The sequence below is a fragment of the Enterobacter cloacae complex sp. IR5458 genome (assembly GCF_049238025.1).
Classification (GTDB): domain Bacteria; phylum Pseudomonadota; class Gammaproteobacteria; order Enterobacterales; family Enterobacteriaceae; genus Enterobacter; species Enterobacter kobei.
In genome coordinates this window covers 1-17,192 of the sequence record NZ_JBMKIF010000057.1, presented here as the reverse complement: position 1 = coordinate 17,192, position 17,192 = coordinate 1, and the positions used below count along the sequence as shown (strand labels likewise).

General features: G+C 45.9%; 21 protein-coding genes. All 21 read right to left on the bottom strand.

Annotated features, from left to right (window positions below; translation table 11 throughout):
• Positions 1-162: 162 nt before the first annotated feature.
• Positions 163-696 carry an HNH endonuclease gene (locus tag ACOTYN_RS24535; RefSeq protein WP_000241452.1) on the bottom strand — a complete coding sequence of 178 codons (534 nt, stop codon included), beginning with the start codon at positions 694-696 and terminating at the stop codon, positions 163-165.
• Positions 697-750: 54 nt separating this feature from the next.
• Entirely contained in the window at positions 751-945 is a 195-nt protein-coding gene (locus ACOTYN_RS24530) for a hypothetical protein (RefSeq protein WP_000159617.1), read from the bottom strand.
• Positions 942-1,253, bottom strand: a complete 312-nt coding sequence (locus ACOTYN_RS24525) for a hypothetical protein (RefSeq protein ID WP_000172888.1) — start codon at positions 1,251-1,253, stop codon at positions 942-944. The genes ACOTYN_RS24530 and ACOTYN_RS24525 overlap by 4 nt, the downstream gene beginning before the upstream one ends.
• 62 nt (positions 1,254-1,315) lie before the next feature.
• Complete coding sequence (locus ACOTYN_RS24520) at positions 1,316-1,555, bottom strand: hypothetical protein (protein ID WP_001180999.1); 240 nt, start codon at positions 1,553-1,555, stop codon at positions 1,316-1,318.
• A 249-nt stretch (positions 1,556-1,804) separates the two neighbouring features.
• Positions 1,805-4,189: a phosphoadenosine phosphosulfate reductase family protein gene (locus tag ACOTYN_RS24515; RefSeq protein ID WP_000469469.1), complete on the bottom strand. Its 2,385-nt coding sequence runs from the start codon at positions 4,187-4,189 to the stop codon at positions 1,805-1,807.
• 165 nt (positions 4,190-4,354) lie between these two features.
• The gene (locus tag ACOTYN_RS24510) at positions 4,355-4,804 is read right to left on the bottom strand and encodes a hypothetical protein (protein ID WP_000182312.1); all 450 of its coding nucleotides are present in this window, start codon (positions 4,802-4,804) and stop codon (positions 4,355-4,357) included.
• A gap of 50 nt (positions 4,805-4,854) precedes the next feature.
• On the bottom strand, positions 4,855-5,646 hold the full coding sequence (locus ACOTYN_RS24505) for a hypothetical protein (RefSeq protein WP_000774871.1): 792 nt from the start codon (positions 5,644-5,646) through the stop codon (positions 4,855-4,857).
• Positions 5,647-5,875: 229 nt separating this feature from the next.
• Positions 5,876-6,133 (bottom strand): hypothetical protein, encoded by a 258-nt coding sequence (locus ACOTYN_RS24500; protein ID WP_001052325.1) that lies wholly within the window; start codon positions 6,131-6,133, stop codon positions 5,876-5,878.
• A gap of 65 nt (positions 6,134-6,198) precedes the next feature.
• Positions 6,199-6,525 carry a hypothetical protein gene (locus ACOTYN_RS24495; protein ID WP_000556022.1) on the bottom strand — a complete coding sequence of 109 codons (327 nt, stop codon included), beginning with the start codon at positions 6,523-6,525 and terminating at the stop codon, positions 6,199-6,201.
• A gap of 242 nt (positions 6,526-6,767) precedes the next feature.
• On the bottom strand, positions 6,768-7,088 hold the full coding sequence (locus ACOTYN_RS24490) for a hypothetical protein (protein WP_000834113.1): 321 nt from the start codon (positions 7,086-7,088) through the stop codon (positions 6,768-6,770).
• Positions 7,089-7,382: 294 nt separating this feature from the next.
• Positions 7,383-8,633 carry a site-specific DNA-methyltransferase gene (locus tag ACOTYN_RS24485; protein WP_000104393.1) on the bottom strand — a complete coding sequence of 417 codons (1,251 nt, stop codon included), beginning with the start codon at positions 8,631-8,633 and terminating at the stop codon, positions 7,383-7,385.
• Positions 8,634-8,803: 170 nt separating this feature from the next.
• Positions 8,804-9,412, bottom strand: a complete 609-nt coding sequence (locus ACOTYN_RS24480) for a hypothetical protein (RefSeq protein ID WP_000833775.1) — start codon at positions 9,410-9,412, stop codon at positions 8,804-8,806.
• A 155-nt stretch (positions 9,413-9,567) separates the two neighbouring features.
• On the bottom strand, positions 9,568-9,825 hold the full coding sequence (locus ACOTYN_RS24475; RefSeq protein ID WP_001290639.1) for a hypothetical protein: 258 nt from the start codon (positions 9,823-9,825) through the stop codon (positions 9,568-9,570).
• A 64-nt stretch (positions 9,826-9,889) separates the two neighbouring features.
• Positions 9,890-10,318 carry a hypothetical protein gene (locus ACOTYN_RS24470; RefSeq protein WP_000069824.1) on the bottom strand — a complete coding sequence of 143 codons (429 nt, stop codon included), beginning with the start codon at positions 10,316-10,318 and terminating at the stop codon, positions 9,890-9,892.
• 91 nt (positions 10,319-10,409) lie between these two features.
• Entirely contained in the window at positions 10,410-10,787 is a 378-nt protein-coding gene (locus ACOTYN_RS24465) for a hypothetical protein (protein WP_000645320.1), read from the bottom strand.
• 405 nt (positions 10,788-11,192) lie between these two features.
• A complete protein-coding gene (locus ACOTYN_RS24460) occupies positions 11,193-12,338 on the bottom strand; it encodes a hypothetical protein (RefSeq protein ID WP_000339750.1) in 1,146 nt (381 codons plus the stop codon).
• A gap of 44 nt (positions 12,339-12,382) precedes the next feature.
• The gene (locus ACOTYN_RS24455; protein WP_000581857.1) at positions 12,383-12,679 is read right to left on the bottom strand and encodes a type II toxin-antitoxin system RelE/ParE family toxin; all 297 of its coding nucleotides are present in this window, start codon (positions 12,677-12,679) and stop codon (positions 12,383-12,385) included.
• Positions 12,680-12,728: 49 nt separating this feature from the next.
• Positions 12,729-13,199, bottom strand: coding sequence for a hypothetical protein (locus ACOTYN_RS24450; protein WP_000170639.1), 471 nt, complete (start codon positions 13,197-13,199; stop codon positions 12,729-12,731).
• A gap of 433 nt (positions 13,200-13,632) precedes the next feature.
• Positions 13,633-16,023: an Ig-like domain-containing protein gene (locus ACOTYN_RS24445; protein ID WP_176556462.1), complete on the bottom strand. Its 2,391-nt coding sequence runs from the start codon at positions 16,021-16,023 to the stop codon at positions 13,633-13,635.
• Between the two features lie 402 nt (positions 16,024-16,425).
• A complete protein-coding gene (locus tag ACOTYN_RS24440) occupies positions 16,426-16,677 on the bottom strand; it encodes a hypothetical protein (RefSeq protein ID WP_000115760.1) in 252 nt (83 codons plus the stop codon).
• Between the two features lie 32 nt (positions 16,678-16,709).
• Positions 16,710-16,898, bottom strand: coding sequence for a hypothetical protein (locus ACOTYN_RS24435; protein ID WP_001107529.1), 189 nt, complete (start codon positions 16,896-16,898; stop codon positions 16,710-16,712).
• Positions 16,899-17,192 lie beyond the last annotated feature (294 nt).

The following is a 17,192-nucleotide window of genomic DNA, read 5'->3' as shown; positions in this document are numbered from 1 at the left end:
GAAAACACAACCCGCTACGGGGGAGACTTACCCGAAATCTGATTTATTCAACAAAGCCCTTTGAAGGATATACCAGGCAGCTCCTCAGCAGCATCAAAATATTTAAATCACTCTTTAATTAGTAAACCACTGCTGATTAACTTCTTTTATGTTTCACAGAAATTATTCGTTTTGTTTCTGTTCGTTATACTGCTCAAACCAGAAGACGACCGGTTTTTCTACAATATGAAGCAACCCAAAACGTTCTGCGGTACGGAAATTCACGCTATATGCGCGAGCCCGTTCAACCTGTTTGGTAATTTCTTTTCTCATTCCTTCAACACTAAAAGCTCCTTTAAAAAGGTTGCAGGGGGCGCATGATGGAAATAAGTTTTCTATAGCATGCAGTTCAGGGTGCATAACCTTACCCGTACTTCGGGCAACATGAGTTACGCCGCTGCCGACAGGGGCTCTCACCAGTTCAAAGTCGCGTCGAACAGGCTCAACATGATCGGCATGCCACCCTTTTTCAGGAAGCTTGCAACCACAATAGGCACAACGCCCCCCAAATTTCATTCGCAGCTCAGCTCGCTGTATTTTAGAGATCTTATTTTTAGGTTTTGAGAACCTACCATCAGGTGATTCAGCTTTGGATAACTTTGCTGAGGGCTCAGGTAATTCAACTAAATTCCCGTTGATATTTATCACCTTGACCATATCATTTTCCGCCTTTACTAAGCTCACGGGCACAGGAACTGGCTTAAGTAACCGCTAAAGATAACAGCCACTGACTGCATCTACCCAGACCTTCTGTTTATACTCAATAGGCCACCCCTCTTTATCTGCCCGGATGACGCAATCATTTACCGTGGTGCGTGACCGGATACGAACATCAAGCGGAAGCGAATCGTTATCCACACGAGCCTGTGCCTCATTTAAAATGCGTAAAAACATCTCTTTGGTCATTCAGATACCCCCTCAACTTTGCGAATTTTGATCAGATGAGGGCGACTCAGTTTACAAAGTTGTTCTGTCGCTTCATCAATCGAATTGAACCGATGAGCCTCTTCGATATTTAAAGTCCAGTATTTCGCTTTCCCTTCTCCCAGATCGGACTCAAAATAATTTCGCTTTACATCCATTTTTTTAGGCCTGCCATTTATCTTGACGACATTATGTCTGTCATCAAAAAGAAATTCGTCCCCCTCAAAAGTGATTAATACAAATGGCCCCTCAGGCTTGGAAGTCCGGGAACTTTCCATTTTCAAAGTCATACTTCAGCCTCTCGATAGAACTCATGAAACGTCAAATTAAAATGGACTCACACCACACTGATTCAGTATTCCTCCTGAACCCCATTAGGCTCTGTTGTGATTTCATATTTAATTCCGCCAGGTGCTCCCACAGCGTCCGCGACCGACTCACACAGCAGCGAGAGATCGTTGAGGGTCATTGGGTGTTCAATGTCCAGCGTGAAGAGTTTCCCGGCTTGCTTGGCGGCTGTCTTGTCAGCATGTTCGGCATTAAAAAGGTATACGGTGTGTTTTTCCTGAGCGGGTGTATTTTGATTTTGCATTGATGATCCTTTTGTTTAGTTCCCCGATTCCGGGGGTGAGTGAATTAATTTAAATTTATATTCGTCTGGTTTAATTAGAACGTTTCCACGCTATGCGTAAACAGGTAATGCAAGGGCTGTATCAACAGGATTAAAGTTACTTTTCTGGATGCAGCAACGCTTGGACATGATGTCCACATTACATCACGATCAAAGCTAAGTTTTTTTGGTATAACCCCTCCATTTTCGTGTGTTTCGCGTTTCAGACGCTTATACGACCTGCTTGACCATCCTCATCAGAAGGCGGTTTAACAGTCCTTTCGCTGTCGGGCGATTGCTATCGACATAGTAAAAACCTGTTTTGGTCGTACCGTGAGCACTGCTCAGCACCCTCAGTTCCCAGATAACGTCACGGATAACGCCGCCATTTTCTGGCTTAAGGCATTCAGATAAATGGCGCATGAAACGAGCTCTTACGGCACGGTAATAGCGGAACTCCTCTGGCTGGTTAGTATTTTCTTTCACCCGGAGTCGCTGGTTACACAGAGTTAGAACTGCATCCATCATTCCCGCCTTCAGCTTCGCCTGGATCGCACCTTGTTGCTGTTCCCTCTCACCTTCGAGTAACGTTAAAATTCTTTCTCCGAGTGCCGTCTTGTTGTGTACGTGCAACTGAACACAGGCAGCTACGCATGCCCAGAATCTGAACTTTTTTATCTGTCCACGCAATTTCCGGGCTACAACCTGACGGTATGCAGAATCACTGAGTATTTTAAAACGCCGACTGGCAACCAGCTCTGGAAGCGACACTCTGTCGCCTATCCCCAGGCGGGAAAAGGTTTGTCCCCGTTGTGCGAGACGATGATAGACAGCGCCCTTGCCTTTTGAAATTCGGACCGCGCCATAACGAAGAAGATACTGAGCAGCAGTCGTTGGAGTAAACTCACCGTCAGCGATGCGCTGGCGTAACCCGTCGTATTCATGCCAGATAATCCAGGACGCCGTATCTTCTTCAACAGTCAGCTCATCCTCTTCCTCGAATGCCACGACGACAGAACTGCTCTCTCCGGTCTTTAGGCTACGTGAAGCCCTGGGGTCAGCCTGCCCGTCAAAATAGGTCATCAGCGGCAACGTATCAGTCAGTCCATCATAAGCTGTACCGAACCGGCCTCCGGGCAGTTTCATCCAGAGTGGAGCTGGCATTGGTGTACGGGGCACAGGCTGCATGTCAGGCTCATCCTCAAGAAGGTCCAGATCGGCCTCTTCCCAGACCCTGCGATAGATCTCAATTGCCCGAAACGGGCGAGGGTTGAAACAGTGCAACGACCAGAGGAAATCAACGTGGATCACGTTTGCTTCCTGTACAAGCCGAAATTGTGGCTCAGCCATACGACGGTTATAAGCCGTATCGTCAACCTCGCCGGAAAGTAGCTTTCTGCGATGCTCTGCCGCACGTCTTGCTTCAACATAATCAAGGCTGCAACAGGCATGAAAAAGACGTTCAGTCAGGGACGAAGAAAAGATATTGGGTTGAAGACGCACATATCCGCCTTCGAACACTTTACGACCGATATAATCCCGCAGGCTCCAGTCGTACTGGATCTTAGAAAGAAATCGCTGAAGACGACTCAGGCCAGCCTGATAACCGTATTTCTCCGGGTCAGTTCGAAGGAGCGTTTCCATTGAATGGTCAACCCCTACTGCTGTGCAAAGCGAGCACCCATATCGAGCCCCACAAGCTGATGTTCGAGTGGGTTTCTCCGGCGACCAGATACACTCCCCGGTGGCGTCTTTATAAAGCGTTGCCAGGCTGAAGTTATCCGGCATAAAGCTTGGTAAAGGGAAGCGTGATTCGGAACCACAGGCCATCAGAAAAGACCAGATGTCCTGAGTGCGCCACTCCTTTACCGGATAGAGTTCACCACCGTGCTCAGTCAGGGTTACTTTCCTCGCCTGCCCTCCCATTTTGAGGATATTTCCGGCCCTTCGGGCACTTTCATCATCCCTGGAGCCCAGCATCAGGCATACCCTGCTTCGAACGGATGCCGGGGCGTTTTTCAGGTAACGAGCTTTGGCCTGGCGCAGGGGCGCGATTTTGTAGTCGGTTGAGCACTGTCGGGTAGAAGAATTAGTCCAGGTCGGAAGTCCGCGCCCAGTCAGAATGCGGCCGACCCAGCTCTGCGTAAGAGACGGTCGGGCGACAAGGACTGTGACCGGTAGCTGGTGTTCAGCAATGAACATTCTGAGCTGGTTGAGAACCTGTGAAGCCTGATAGTGCATCTCAGGGTTTTCGATCAGCGTATCGGACATCTGAATGAAATGATGTTCGCTGATATTTGTGCCGTTACGTACTGCCCTGATCAATGCCATCAGAAACAGGTGCAGAAGAGAATGGGAGTCTTTGCCGCCACTGTATCCCACGCACATTGTCCAGCCGTCCGTAATAGCCTGATAAATAGCAGATGTGGCTGACATGACCAGAGAAGAAAGACTCACAGTCTCCTTTTCATCGGTATAGTTCAGATCGGCATCGGTTGTCAGGGTCTCCCAAACATCCGCCCATTTATCATGTTTCAAAATGGCAGCATTAGCCGCCTCAGGAAAAATAACTTCTGAGGATAATTCAAGGAATGAGTCGCTTTTTTCAATAAACATATATTTTCCTGAACCACGGTATATGCTGCATCACTGATATTATTAGAACTTTAAAATAACTACAGCGCAACCATTTAGCGAAATTATATTAAATCAAAATCACGCGGATTTAATGTCAATATATATAAAAATAATCCATTGTAATTTAATCACCCGGCACAGCTATTAGTTATAGGTTGGCGGCGTAATAAATGCCGTATTATTTGTTTTCAACTCAGACAGCGGAATAAAAGGAGTGTTAAGAGTCATGTCATCACCACAATGGCGTGGTAGAGCTGAAAGCTGAAATGAATCTTTCATCACCCTAATAACCGGGCATTCCGTACGTGCTGATGGCATTACTTCCCGCAGCATCGCTTCCTGCTTTATGCTGTCGCTATGCTTATATTCATCCATGTCTTTTATTTCTTGAATTTCATCTTCACCACAAAATGACCAGTTAGCGTCATAGAAGTAAAACTCAGTTAAATGAAGATCGTTTTCTTTCACGTATGCCGCCAATTTGCGGATACGCTGTTCAAGCATTGTATCTATCCGTAAGGAAACACTCTGCGGAACGTCACTTGCAAATTCATTGATACAATCAACGGTAGAAACTATGAATTTATTGGTCATGGCAGGCTCCAGGCCACCGGGGAAACCGGTGGCTACGGTAATTGGCAGGCTTAAGCGCCGCAAAGGGTGTCAAGGGAAGGGAGAAGCTTGCTCAGCTTGTCGTAATCGAGCGGAGACAGTTCTGTAACGAGTTCGACCGAAAGACTAGTGTTGTCTTCTTCACACAGAATATAGATTCCGTCTTCTGGCTCTTTTCCGGCACATGCCTTCAGTCGTTTGTTAACGACCTCCTGGGCTGAATCCGCTACGTCGCAGCTCAGGACATAGCTTGCCACATAGCTGCTCTCACCGTGGTAATGCGTCACTTTACACAGAGCATACTGGATACCGGCTTTGTGAGCCTCATTCATGAGACGAGAAAACTGACAGCCATCCTGGTAATAGTGGGTATCCTTTGTGACCAGAATAGTCATACCCCCAAATTCATCTGTCCGGCTTTTACTGCATGTAAATGCAGCAGTAATTGTTACCATTTCCGAGAGGTCGAATACCGACAGCACGGCAGTTGTGAGGCAAATTGCATGGTCAAGATCAATGGTCTCTCCATGAAAAACTGCCAGCCCACTGCTGGTAACTTCTGTTGCGAACAACAGTTCATAATTGCAGTCTGGGCAGGATGGTTGCCCAAAGCTCGGCTCAGAAGGGTCATACTCAGGGTGGTTCTCGATAATACTGAGGATCAGCTTCTCAGTCAGAGAACAATCTGTCAGTGGCTTATCAAGCAAACGCTCACCTTCTGCAATTTCTGCTTCGGTAACGAATGTGATTGCTTCTTGTGCCATTTTTGCCTGCTCCTGAGTGCAGGGAATAATAAACGACGCCTGAGTATAATTATCTGCCACAGTTGACTCCTTGATTATTTAATTAATGTATTTGATGAGAAGATCATAACAAATACACTAATACCAACTAATAACCTGAAGGCGTTTTTTTAGAAAAAATATTAAGAAGAAGAATATGAACACTACCTCATCTTAAATTAATATCATTCAGGATTAATATTCATTTTTGCAAATAAAAACCGCCAGACGGCGGCTTTTATAAAGAGGGAAATATCATTGGAAGTTGAAATTACTTCACGGCAGGCCGACAAATTACGCGACTGCTGTGAGCTGAAGCGAAACTTGTAGAGGAAACTATAATCACCTTTTCTAAGTCGTCGGCACTGTCAGCAATATGATGCCGGAAAGCCTCCTCTGCATCACCAGGGGAGTCGGCTTCGACCAGGTAGGCCTGATCATCATCATCAAACATAATGCGCCCGGAAATGAGATAAAGTCGGCTCAAATCTGGCGTTGCTGCGCTCGTGCTTCGTTCGTTCAGATTCATTTTTTCTCCGTCTGTTGCTCGTAAAAAGAATGACGCCGGTTTAAAAGGCGTCGCCAGGGTTCGGGCTAAAACGCAGGGTTGCCATCGAGGAAGCTCATTGGCTGGCCAATAGCGGATGCCACCCTGAGAATTTCACCTGGTGTGGCATAACGCAGCATTTCAGAGCGTCCAAATTTCTGATACTCATCTACTGACATCTTTCTCCACTCTGGGTGAGGATCTTTTCCGCACAGTGACCAGTTGCTTTCAGAGGAATCACGACGGAGAACGTACACATCAAGCGAGGCTGTAAGCCCACTTCCATATCCCCGCTGCGCTACAATACGAACCTGAGAACCATCGTCGCGTTGCAACGTCTGGGTTAATTTCGTGATAGGATCCTGAGAATGCATGCCATTTACCTCGTTTTCAAAAGATTTACCGTAAGTAAATGATACCGAATCGAGAATTCTGGCTAATAGGTCAGAAGAAAAAATAATGAATATTTTTGAAGTGTAGGATAATGATTAGAATAAAATGGCCTGAATAAATCGCTAGCGGTTAAATCCGCTTATTTCAGAGAAGCTCTGATTTAGTAGTTAGGGAAAACGATGCGGTGAAAAGTAACTTTTACACCGCAATTCAGAAAAAAGTTTCAATTAGTCACATTACGAATAACCCGGCTTACTTTCGCATGTGCGTTCCCCTGGATGTTAAAGTAAAGCCCCTCAGGCAGACTCGTCGCCCACTTAACTCCTCGCTCAGCCATACGCTTCGGTGTTTCCAGCCAACCACGAGGAATATTGCCCGTAACGTCACCGATAACCCGTGAAATGCATGCTGCTACCCGGATGCCGCCGGGAATATCGCATTCGGATTCAACAATATGCATAACCTCAAATAAAGCACCATGCCGCTGGACATGATCGCCAATGTGCAACTCGATAGGAGAAACCATTTCTGTATCTGACTTCATATCTGTCCACCTTTAATTTAGAAACCGTCTAAATTACCAATATAGTTAATGTACCGGATGTTAATTCAACAAGTTCTGTATCACAACCATCAGTTTTTTTTGTTGGGTCTATATCGGAGAAACAAGTGAATATTGAATACACTCGTTAATACAGACAACCGGAAATGAATGGCACCCTAATTATCTCTGCGGCGTATGCTAAGCCGTTAATATTGTCATTTTATGGTAGAAACAATGCAAAATGAATAAACCGCTTGTCGCTTCAAACCACTTTATCAAAACCGTTAACTTGCATTAAGCCCGATACAGTTCGGCGAGCTCGTCCAGCATGGGGTTACTCTTATATCCCGGTGCGGCCGTAAAAAGGTTTCGGGAAATCGCCAGCCATTCCATGATTTTGTCCGTCGCCAGCCAACGTCTGCCAAGTCGCTCGGCTGCGATGGGAACTTTATGCAGGCCAGCGAAGGGATCTACAACAAGATCTCCCGGCTCTGTCAAAAACTCAATCAGAAACGCTGCAAGCCTGGTAGGAGACGTTGCACCATGCAGCGGAAAACCTAGCTCGCGGGCAATGGAATGGCAAAATCTCGTATCAGCGCAGCTATTGCCGTAAAACAAAGTATTTTTGGGGATCGTTCCTTCTGTTTTATTTCCAAAGGATCCGCTTTTAAGCTGGTACGCCCCATCACCATAAAAGGTCGTGCGATTTTCACCGCCTGCTGCCTGCAATTTAAGATGCTGCTCTGAATGCGGTTGCAGTACACGTAAGTTGTTTGAACGAACCTTACTCGCATCATTGGTAAACCACAGCACAGGCTCATACGATGAGCAGAGCTGCACTCGTTGCTTACATGCCCAGTGCGTTGGCGATGGGGGCTTACTGCGATTCACCCACTGAAGCCTGTCCATGAGCTCAAGCCCCAGCTTGTCACATAATGCCAGTGTCAGACGCTCCAGATACAGAGAACGTGAAGGCCTGCCCCTATTAAAGCTATCTTGAGTGATATTCAATGCCACACTTGCGCCGGGTACAAGCTGTTTCACGATCGGTTCGAGGATACGCAGAAGCCAGTCAATATAAACCTGCTCGCCACGCCCCCCGCCATGCCCGTAGTCTCTTGAATTTCGAAGGAGGTAAGGCGGCGAGGTCAGGCAAAGATGAATTTGCTCTGTGATATTGCTGAAGAAGGCATAGGCGTTTCCAAAAACCGATGCCCCAAGAGAAGTTGAGAAACCGACAACACAGAGCTTTTCCCATGACTCGTGTAGGTTTGTTTTCGTCTTAGAGGAGTATCTCCAGACGCCCCGTTTTTCTGGAACGCGTTCGATGACTCCGGCCTGCCGAAGAGTCTGCTGAAACCAGCGTACTTTGTGTTTGACGCCGCTGGTTCTGGTTTTATCTGACCCAAATTCTTTCAGTTCGTGCAATTCGGCATCCGACATGCCAGTTTCACGCTGCACTTCGCGATAAAGCTCGTCGTTGCTCAACGGCAATTCGGAGGCTGCGTAGATCCGTGCAATTAAATCCGTAGAAATCGTGCTCATCAGCCATCCTTAATGGAGATGCAGTTTAAATATCGGCCTGATGGTTGGAAGGGGGATTACTAAATCAAACCGATCTGTTTATTTATAGGCTTTGTCAGGTCATGCAGCACAGCTGGGCATGCGCAAAGAGACCCAGTCTTCTTTAGCGGAGACACCTTCAAAAGTTGTACTCAATCAGCCCCAAGATTTTGAAACTCAATGTGCTTTTGCTCACACTCCTCCCTGCCCCACGAGCCCTGCCATTCACAGATGTCCCGGTACTTAATTTCCAGCTTATCCATCTGTGAGAGGTTAGCTGTTGCGAAGTCTGGCCATATGTCGTGCCAGCATGCGTTGTACGTGACGCCTGCTGGTGGGCAATACATCATTGCATCAGCATGGATAATTTCAACGCGAGGATCGTTTGCAAACGAGGCCGCAACGAGGTTAATAACGTCCTGTTCTTTTTCAATTACTGTTACATGGGTTACATCTTCTTTTTGAAGAATGGCGTGAAGCACCATCCCCAGACCAAGACCATTAATGAGCACGCGCCCGGTGGCTCGCTCTAAAAAATCCTGGCAGGTTCTGATCTCCATCGGGGTATTGGACATCACCACATCCCAGCCGTTGGACAAACGCCGATATCTACCGGGCGGGATAAACTCGTCTGTATTACCTGTATACTCGGCACGAAGGGCGAGGCTCATCGCCTTATCTGCGGTAATTTCGAATGTGTCCAGTTTCCAGGTTCCGGACGTGCCGTCTTTAACGGGTAAATCAGAAAAGCAGCTCTTCATCAAGGCAACCAAAATTCCAGTAATGTTGTTACGCTGAACCTATCACAAACCTGCTCTTAATACAGTTATCAGGAGTGACAGCGATCTTTGAGGAATCGTTTAAATCACGGGCATCCTGTAGCGGACGCCCGATATTTAATCAAATGTCGCAGGTGTTAAAGGAAGCGTTGCAAAGTTGCAACGTCTTCTGGAGCAACCTCCACGCAGCTCCTGACACTGTAGTGATTTTCGCCGTTGTAGTCGTAAACCCCACCGTCTTCAAAACTCAGCTGTTCAAGCTCGCCATGGCACTCTGAAATGAGTGCCGTCTGGCAAGCATTTTTCTCACAATCGCTGACGAGTAACCGAACATAGCTATTCTCATGGTCGCCGTTTCGGTTCTGGATTTTAACGATAAAGTGTTTTTCAGACATTTGTGCCTCCAGCACAGTTTGAGGTTAATTTAGCGTTGCCCCGGCTCACCGGGGCAAGAATAAATCAACCCTTAATGAAACTGTGCCCCCAGGTGTTAGGCTTAAATGCCTGCTCTTTGATATATGTTTTCATTACCTTGCAGGTTTTTTTCAGGGCTTTGGTATTGGCATCGGTTACTGAGATAAAATGGCGAGAATAACGGTTTTCCCGGTATTGCTTATCAGCGTTTGGGTCAATTGCTTCGCTTTGCAGGAGTCCTTCGTGCCTGCCAATTACTATTACGTAGTTCATTTCACCTGAAACACGATCCGTGAGTAATTGAATGGAAATATCAGTCGCTCGCGTGGCCTGGCTAGCAGAAATTTTTGCATGTAAGAAAGCTCCCTTTCGAAAGTTGGCCGGAGTCAAACCTGTAATATCCTCGGTGCTAAAATTAAGTGAAGATAGAGTTGAAAATAAATCACAGCTAATGACTTCAGTATTATTAGACATAACCCGGCTCCGCTCATATTCATGTTAAGGTAATTATATCAGGTTGATAGCATTACCTAATAACTTGGTGGCAAAAAGTTGTGGTTTTTGATTAACTAAAATTGATGTTCTCAATACTGCTCAAGAATTCTTTCTTTACACCCGGAGTAAAAGGTATACGTTCAATGTATTTATAAAGCGTCGCAAAGGTTTTGGTTTCAATGTTTCGTGAAATAACATCATCAATCGGGTCTTCGAACATATTAATAAAAACATCAATATGCTGCTCTCCGCTTTCTGAAGCTAAAGAGAGAATACAGACCACTTCAATGTAGCGGTTATCCTGCTCTGCAATGAACAACCAGTGCCCTTCGTTAAAGGCTGGTGCAGCACTGAAGCGTTTTACAACAATTTCTGAAAGAGCATATCCTGCCTGATCCAACAGATTAATAAAGTTGAGTTGAGTTGAAACCACGTCTAACGCTTTCATAAAACCTCCTTTTCATCTGTACTTATTATACTGTTACCCATCCCCCCAGCTAATAACCTCCCAGCAAACTTTCAAAAAAAATACCACCTTTAATTAGAATTGAACACATCCTTTTTAAATAACAAAAAGGATTATGAAACCCACAATGTTTGTGATGTGCCACCAAGGAAAAGTAACTTTTATGTGCTCATAAATCTTATTTCGTATTCACTTTCCTTTGTCTTTCGGTCGTAGATTATCAGGGGAAGCATAAGAAGAATATGTGAGGTTTAAGCAAATGCGGTGATCGGGCATTATAATTTGGTGAGGCTATTATAAGTGGATAAAGATAGTCGTAGGTATAGGATCAGGTTAAATTGCATTTTCCCGGTTGCCTTCCCTGGCCTACCGGTTTCAGCTCAGATACTAAGACCAGCGGTAATACTTAAAATATTCCTCATTTGCAGCTATAAACTCCCTCAAACCGTTCATTAATCCCTTCTCAAACGCTGTCACGATAAACCGGTAACCGTCCAGTGTTTCAATGTAGTAAATACCGCCTGGTGTAATTCCAACATGCAACACCTCGGCTGTCATCATAAACTGGCCTTCCGGAAAATCATGCGAAAGGTAAATGAAACCAGTAGTGGCCGATGCGGGTGTGGCATTCACTAAGACCCCGTTAAACTGCTGCCCGTGCCTCGCCGGTACAAGCTCACTTCCCCTGGTTGACTTATCAAGCAGCCTCTTAACATCTTTTTCTTCTTTTAACGAGGTATAGACCCGCACATCACTGTCATCACCTGGGCGAGAGCCGGTGCCAACATGAGCAAGACGACGGTAAGCACTGCGCATATTAACGTGGCAGGATGCCCCTGCTCTACCCTGAAGCCTTACGCCAAAGTCTTCGCAAAGTAACAAAATCTGACGTAGCTGGTTTTCATGCACGGACGCTGAGAGTGAAAGATTGAAACAGGAAAAGGTCAGTTCTAAAACCTTTTCGCGTTTGTCATTGAAATGAGCTTCCAGCCTGATGACTGGCTTTTCCGACATTGCAAAAGCTTTGTCCGTTACTCTGTACCGGCATTCATCTCCGAAACATTCTTTAACAACGCTGGCTATGACCGTGTCGTGTTCTCCATCTTCCGGAGCTGGCACAAAGATTTCAAATTGTGCCGGTGTATCCGGCTCAAGCAGAACGGGATAGAGACGCGGAGAATTAAGCAAAGCGCATTCAGAATTAATGAGCTTAACCCAGGCGCTTTTGTCGTCCGGATCCTTAAGCTGCTGTCCAAGGTTATCGCAAAAGTCAACTATCTGACGGGTATGCTCATCCGTGACTGCACAGATCAGGTTAAGACCATGCGTGGCCATACGCAGTTCCCGGGTTCGGGACTGGGAATTGATCGACCAGGGGTTAAGTGAAAGCGAAATAGGGCTTATGGAAGGGACGACCGTCTCATTCTGCAAATCTGTAAGCTGGCAGTTCGCAGTAGGCTTCGGGGAAAGGGTACTAAATATGTAACTTGCCTGTTGTTTAGTACTGGCCTGGATATAAAACATCGCGTCCATGCTTGTATCCCGGGATGAAATTGAAAATAGCTTCATTTTTAACCTTAATGGATGAGCGATTTATAGTCATGTGCAGACAAATGAACATTATGTGCGCCATCATTCCATTCAAAGAATAATCGATACTTAGAGTTTACTCGAATGGAGGAATAACGGTTTGACGTCATTCTTAAGCGTTCATAACGCAAGCTGTTGGATAATAACTCCCGCTCACTCTGGACATTATCCAGCGTTTCAAGTCGACACAGAATTGCGTTAATAATTTCAGAAGGAATACCTGCCGTTGTTTTTCCATTACGGAAGAACTTTTCAAGCCGTCTGTCTTTAAATGAATGGATCATAGTTCCTCCGTAATAATTGACCTTAAAATTAAATTAAAAGGGCTTTGAATTAATGAATACCTAAAATGCGGGCGGCAACTGCCAGCTGCTTATCACTTAACTGACGCTGGTGGGTTAAAGAAGACTTAAGGCTTTCCAGAAAATTATTACTACTGGATTGTTGGGTGATTGCATCAACCATTTTTTGATGAGACCTGCACCATGCTGTGAACGCAGAACTGTGGGCGCTTTCAGTCCTTAAACGCTCGTCTTGCAGGGATGCTGACACTTTGCGGGCAGCTTGCGCATTAATGCGGTACAGCGCATTCAGCGTGTAAGCAGTACGGGTCGTTTCGAGGCTGTAACCCGTGGCTTTACAAGCCATACAGCGACTTCTATAAAAATGCTTACGCTCTCCCCGCCCATTGCATTTATCGCAAACAATACGAAAAGTATATTCCGCAGTACCTTTTACAGAATCAACACAGCGGATTTTTGCGCTGGAGATTTCAATTCCACTGCGATCATAATATTTGGTCATAATGTGATTCCTCCGGTTAGTTCTGGAGTAATCATGACAGAATGAATCTACTGGCTAATAACCTGAGAGTAAATATTTTAAAAAAACATTGAGAGAGGGTCTGCAAATTTATACACGAAGGATTCAAATATAATTTGTTTAAAAAATTAAGAGCATTCTGAAGTAAAATTGCATCAAAAAGCATTCATGGATAAATCATGTACTGGTGCCAGCGATTTAAACGAGGACATTGTTCCGGTGTAATTACACAGTTTAGCATCATAGATTATAACCAAAAGGAAGGAGTCCTTCCCGTCTCGGGAATATTACTTTCCCGTTTGCAGTTTAAGAGACACTTAATGAGAAAGTAATAATTAAGTCATGCTCAACTCTACATTTTACATTGAGGATGGCGTAACAGGGTACGGCATACTACCGTACCCTTGTGTAGGGTTTATGTTTGAGGGAATTCTATAGCAAATGTGGCCGTGCCAGATTGACCACTTACAGCGGGAGTAACGGGATATGTGCGCTCTTCACCATTACCAAGATCCAGTGACAGCGATTTAGTTTCACCAGGCTGGACCGTAACTCCGGCAACCGTAACGCCGAACTGGGCGTTTTTCTGAACAGTCAGGGTTCCGTTTAACTGTCCGGTAATGATAGAACCGTCCTGACGACGCAACACACTGGTTCGGATGATGGCCAGCGGCGTGTTGTCCGTTGCTTTCAGTGCTACGGCTGTGGCCAGCGTCTTGAGATTATCCAGCATAATCAGGTTAGCTGGCTGGTAGGTAAAATTAAGCGTTTTAGTGGTCCGGTTACCTGATTCGTCAATAGCCAGAGCCTCCAGATGATACATCTGTCCCGATTCGTCAGTATTGGGGAAGATTCTGGGGTATTCAGGAATAAAGACATCCTTGGATAGCGGCGTGAATGCAAGGGTGACCTTTTCAGAGTTAGGTCCACCAGCGAGCTGAAGCGATATCAGGGAAGCATCCCCAGAGGCATCAGTAACGCTTATGCGTAGGTTCTCAAGCCCTTTAACCAGTTTTCCTTCTGCGTCTGCGCCATTAAAGCTGAACGCAATAACCGGAAGCGTTGAGTCAATTTTCAGCGGTGCATTAAGCGTTTTGGTTCCTGTGTTTCCAACAAGATCCGTGGCAGACACGCTAACAACCGTATAATCCCCGTCCGGTAGACCAGCGTATGAGAAAGTGGCGTTTTTGGTTTTATAATCGCTTTCACTGACAGTCACAGGCTTCAGGGTGAAAGTTTCCCCCCGGGCATTTTTAAGGGTGGCTTCGAAAACTTTGGTATCCCAGTAGCTGATGTTCCAGGCGTTGACGCGATCATTATCGGTGGCCGTCATAGTGATTGTCTTGGAGGCCTTGTTTACCTGAGCGACATTAACCACCGGTGGGTTGTTATCCCAGATAACCGTAAAATTACCAGCAAGCGCATCGAATATGCTGTCACCATCTTTTCCCGAGTAAAGATGCAGATACTCAAATCCTTTGTCACTGGTGTAGTTGAAGTTAACCGTCATCTCGCATAAACTTTGTCCGACAGGAATAGTGCAGAACCAGGCTGCATTTTTTACCGTTCTGAACTTTTGCACGTATGGTCGGGGTTCTGCGGTTACCTTTATGCGGCTAATGGTGGCGGTTTTAACGCTGATTGAGGCCTGAGTTAACCACTCACTGGTATCACTCCGGTACATCTCTTTAGCCACTATCTTCGGGGCTATTTCCATCGCCGGGGCTGGAGTGAAGTTGAGGGAGTTATGATGAATTCGTCTTACTCCTCCCGCCAGAGTCTGAAATTCATGATAAGTATCCCCCACATTTGGATATATGTATTTGAAAGTATAGATATTATAAGTGCTATCGGACGTCTGGAAATTCGAGTCCGCCCAGCCATATTTGGAACCGTTAACAGCAGTAAAGTCACTTTTCTTCCTTAATACCCGTACGGAAATAGGGTTCTGGAAGACGGTCATGCCAGACTGATAGGAGACCCATGATCCGGTAGTGGCGTCCTGCACCTGGATGATATCGTCAGGCTTAACCCGATCAATTACGCTTCGGCGGCTTAGTTCGCTCCTGTTTCCCGCTTTGTCATAAAGGTAGATCCCCACTTTATATTCAGAGCGGTTTTCCGGTGCCAGGGCATTGCTGCTTGCGTCGGCGACTTGAACGGTTACGCTACCTTCCACTGTATTAATTTCCGCTGGCTTTTTACGCTCCACTCCAGCGGCATCGGTTATGAAATATTCAGCATTAGCAAGCCCGGAACCTTTATCACTCAGTCCATTAAAGACCAGTGCCTGGACGCTGGCGTACTGCATACCGGCTGGTACTGAAGTGAAGATCGCTTCGCTGCCAAAGTTCCACCCATTTCTCGTATAACTTATGGTACCCGTTGCCGGAGGCGTTCGGTCAATTGCAAGCGGGTAATCCTGCCGGGAGACCTCCTTCCCTTGCAAGTCGGTAATCACCTCTCTGAGGGTGAAGCTATCTTCTCCCATCGCTGGTACGGTCAGAGTCTTGCCGTAATAATCAAAGCCTGTCGAAGATGTGGTACGGTCATCAACGGTAACCAGGCTGCTTTTCGTGCTCCAGATGAGGCTCCCGTCACTTTTCAGCAGACTGAGCGTAATATAACGGTCCAGACCGGAAATAACGGCAACGTCAAAGCTCGTTACCGGATTAATCCATACGGATGCAGGCGATACGGTCTTTTTAACGTTCAGGGTATCTTTAAAGCTGAATTCTGCGATTTCAGCGGAAGCTCCTGCGCTGAAACCTGCAAATGCAATAAGCAGGGCTAGTTTGATTTTCATGGGTTGTCTCCTGATCAGGTTCCCCATGATACTTTTTCAGTGTTCGTGATCTTTTCGGGAAAATAGCTATTTTTGATGTTTTTCTTTTCTGCCCGGCGGGACTTTTTTTGTTTACGTGAATGCAACAAAACCAGAAAAGTTACTTTTTGATAGGGTAAAATTAGGTTTCCCTAATTTCCAGAAGCAAGCGAAAGCAGAACTAGCTTAATAGCCATTAAGAACGCCATACCTATTGATAAATAACGCTCCTTACATTTAATGATTTGAGCATTTAAAAATGAATTAGCGAAAGAATTTTGGTTTGCTTTTTATTGCATGAGTAAAACAGTATTAATAATCCGGAGCCATTAGAACGTACTCTAAAGACTCCGGTATACAGATATCTTGCCAGTAAAAATGGCCTTACTCCTCATCATCCCCCAGCGCTTTTTTGATGGCGCGGCGGCGGGCTGCATCACCTACACGATATCCGACTGAATATACGTCATTCAACCGGCGCAGAATAAGATTTATTTCCTCATCCTGAATGTAGGCAGGTAAACACAGAACCACGTCGCCATCTTCATCATAGACTCGAACAACTTCCTTCTGCCCATCTCGCTCGCGAATAATCTGGACATGCTGAACCCTGGTGTATTCTGGGTTTACGCTCATTTTAAGTATCTCTCTGTAATTGTTGTTACCAGTTAGCTATAAGCCGGATAATTCTGGTATTCAGTGTTCTGCACAGCAATCGCCTGCTCGTGGATCATTGACACTGCCAGGCGGGCTTTAACTCGCTTGCTGGTGAGAAAACGCTTCACTTCTTTAAGTTCGCTGCCAGCCGACAGCATATTGAAGACATGCTGTTTGAGACTGTTGTTATTTTTGGCCACTTGTTTCTCCATCATCTTTGTACATGGTTATTTCAGGCTGGCCTGCCAGATCACACACGTTATCCATATGCTTTTGGACCCAGTCTGTTAGACCCAGACCTTCGGCCTTTGCCTGATTGACGTAACGCAGTTTACGTTCAGGGGTAACCCGCATCTGTAGTTGTGCCGTCGCTGGAACCGCCTCTTTCAGGGCGTTAAGGCCCCTCTGATCACGGGCCTGAATTGATGGTTTACCGCTAAATAGCTGCGCCTAATACCGCTACACTTTTGCCTGACCATGTTTTCCTCCGGGGA